This window comes from Dehalococcoidia bacterium (genome assembly GCA_041653995.1).
In the GTDB taxonomy this organism is placed as follows: Bacteria; Chloroflexota; Dehalococcoidia; order GIF9; family UBA5629; genus CAIMUM01.
The window spans coordinates 1-3,515 of the sequence record JBAZEK010000052.1; the positions used below are offsets into that span (position 1 = coordinate 1).

The following is a 3,515-nucleotide window of genomic DNA, read 5'->3' on the forward strand; positions in this document are numbered from 1 at the left end:
GCTGCGGGGAAGAATGCAGAAAAGTTGGAATATAAACAGGCGTATTACGACAGTTCTTCAGTTCGTGGAAAGAAACCTTTTAAGAAGGTGTAATTATGGCAGATGTTAGGGCACTTATTCGTGAGTTGGGGCAAGTTCGTAATGCTTTGGATGCGGACATTATTCAAATTGGTGGTGTGGATACGGGTGCTGCCGTCATTCTTTCTATCGGGAGGACTAATGCTTCTGGTATAACTATTGGTCAGGCGGGTGTAACAACTACATTTCCCGGAGATGTTGATATTGAGGGTGTTCTTACTATTGTAGATGGCGGCTCTATTATTGGGGATGGGGATGTTACTCTTGGTGGTGGAGACGGAGACACCATTACGTTGGGTGGTACGTTTTCTACGGCTAATGATGTTGTAAATATTGGTACAACCGCTGTTGGTGGAGATACGGTTGTTAATCTCAGAACAAATATGGGAGTTGGGGTAGGAAAACGAATTAATTTTGACAGAACCGCAGATTCTGAGTCAGCTCTGTTGTTGCCAGATACAAAGGATGCGCCTGTTGGTTTGGCTGCTGGTATGGTTCGTGTGAATGGTGCCGGTCTGCTTGAGTGGTATAATGGCGTGTCTTGGCTTACTGCTGCTGTTATTACAACCTACACATTGGATGAGGCATACAATGCGAGTGCTGGGGCATCGCTGATTACAGTAGACGCTGGGGACGTGACGTGGGCTCCGACCGGGGCGTACTCGTTTGTGCTGGATTTGACTGCTACAACTGGTGCCTCCACAGATGGGTTTTTGATAGAGAATGGCACGGATTATTTCCGCGCACGATACGCGGCGGTCAACGCTCTTGCGTTATCCGCCGAATTGACGAGTGTCGGGATCAACACGTCCGATGGAGTTACTTTCCGTGCAAATCACGCATCCGAGTTTCGTGTGACGGGAGATACCCTCACTATCATGACTGTTACGAGTGGCACACTTGCTGTCACATCAGCGGCGATACTCGATATGAATGGCGTTGCTGTGACGCTGGATGCGACGGGCGGCTTTTCGATAGACGGCAGTGGGGCTGTGTGCAACGTGTCGGCAACGTCTAACGATTTGACAATCAGTACAGTTACTTCCGGTGTTTTGTATTTAGCGTCTGCCGGTCTGTTGACTCTAACAGACGGATATAAAGCAGCTTCCACTTGGGCCACTGACCTTGTTCTGTCTGATGCAGCGGCTGAATGGAGTACGTTTGAGACGAATTTTGGGGAAGTTTCTCTGTTGAATGCATTGAACCAGTGCGCTACTTCTGTTGTTACACTGGATGAAGCCTACAATGCATCTAGCGGTGCCAGCAGCATTACAGTTGATGCCGGTGACGTTTCTTGGAATTTAACCGGAGCGTTCTCAATTGTAACAAATCTCGCCGGATGCACCGGAGCTGCCGATGGGTTCTTTATTGAGGATGGAACTGATTATTTACGACTTACACATGCTGCGGCGAACACGCTGAACCTTACGGCAGATTTCGGTTCCGTGAATATAGGGACATCGCTGACTTTCGATGTCGTCTCTCTTGGTATTGCAACGATCAGTTCTCCTGCTGGTGTCGGTATCATATCTGATGCAAATGATGCTGGTGCCAATGCTATCACAATTCGATCAACGAACGTAGGTGCCGGAACTGCTACTCTGAACATCGACGCGAAGAATCAAATTTATGTGGATGCTGGGGGAGACATCCTGATTGGCGGCGCTGCCAACACGGGAGCAATCAGCCTCGGGAACAGTGCATCGGCGCGTACGGTGACGGTTGGTAGCACGAACACGACGTCGGTCCTGGCGCTCCAAGCGGGCACCGGACTCATCTCGTTCACGGACGGGTACAAGGCCGGTGGCGGTTACGCGGGGGCGCTGTATCTGGCGCTGAACGCGGCGGAGTACACGACGTTCGAAGCGAACTTCGGCGAGGTGTCGCTGCTCAACGCGATGAACCAGTGCGCGACGTCTGTCGTTACGCTGGACGAGGCGTACAACGCGAGCGGCGGGGCGTCGTTGGTCACGGTTGATGCTGGCGACGTGACGTGGGCGCAGACCGGGGCGTACTCGTTCGTAGTGGATCTGGTTGGCGCGACCGGAACGGCCGACGGGTTTCACGTCGAGGACGGGACGGACTATTTCCGACTGAATCACACCGCCGCAAACTCGTTGGCACTGTCGTCGGAATTTACATCCGTCGGGATCAACACGTCTGAGGGAGTTACGATTCGCGCGAATCACGCGTCGGAGTTTCGCGTCACCTCGAACAACCTCACGCTCACGACCGTGACGAGCGGCACGCTCGCGGTGACGTCGGCGGCGGTGCTCGATTTGGACGGCGTCGCGGTAACACTGGACGCGTCGGGCGGGTTCTCGATCGACGGCTCGGGCGCGGCGTGCAACGTGTCGGCGACGTCGCAGGACTTGACGCTGTCGACGATCACGGCGGGCACGTTGGCGGTATCGAGCGCGGCGCTGCTCACGCTGTCGGACGGCTACAAGGCGGGATCGACCTACGCGAGCGACCTCGTGCTGTCGGATTCGATTGTGGAGTGGAGCGCGTTCGACACTGCGTTCGGCGAGGTGTCGTTGCTCAACGCCGTGGCGGGGTTGAAGGACGGTTACGCGACGTCGGCGGGCAACGCTGCTACCGTCACCGTAGCGGACACCGCCTCGGCCACATGCTACGTCGGGCTGTACGAGGCGGCGATCGGGAGTTTGGCCGGGAAAACCGACGCGGCGCTGACGTACAACGCGACGACGGGGGCGCTGGGGGCGACGTCGATGGGTGTGGCGACGGGTGGGGCGTTCACGTACAACGCTATATCGGCCGTTTCCGCAATCACCGCGAAAAATGATTGGAATTTCGGCGGTGGCGGTAACCTGTCGATGACAGCCGAACAGGTCGTCTGTATAGGTCCATCCGCTGGTGCGGCGGTAACGAATACTGGGTACTCTGTCTATCTCGGATACTCCGCTGCATCTAGTGTGGTGGGGGCGTATGGGAACAATGTCATCATCGGATGCATAGCAGCCAGAGACGCTACATCGATAAAAAACAGTGTTGTATCTGGATATGCGGCCGGGATCGGCATGAACGGGAACTACGATATAGCGATCGGAGTATCTGCTGGTAGATATTACGGAGCGGGGACCGATCAGAACGTGTCCGCTACGCAGTGCGTCTATCTCGGCGGCTTGTCTCGTGCCTATGCGTCTGGAGACACAAACGAGATCGTGATCGGCTACAACGCGATCGGCGCGGGCAGCAACACGGCGACGCTGGGGAATACGAGTATCACGAGCACGGTTCTGCGGGGCGATGTTACCGGGCCGACCTCGTACACGGCGACGACGGCTGGCGTTGCCAAGAGCGTGACCGACGTCCTTGTCATCACGAACTCCGCGCACGCGGCTGACATGGATGGTACTGGAACGGCAATCCTGTGGAATCAATGGTATTATGATGCAGTCACTCCAGCGATAGCC

1 protein-coding gene is annotated in these 3,515 nt (G+C 55.3%); it reads left to right on the plus strand.

Annotated elements, in window-relative coordinates; translation table 11 throughout:
* Nucleotides 1–95: 95 nt before the first annotated feature.
* Nucleotides 96–3,515 (plus strand): hypothetical protein (locus tag WC359_15190; protein ID MFA5401795.1); only part of this gene is annotated, 3,420 nt, incomplete at its 3' end.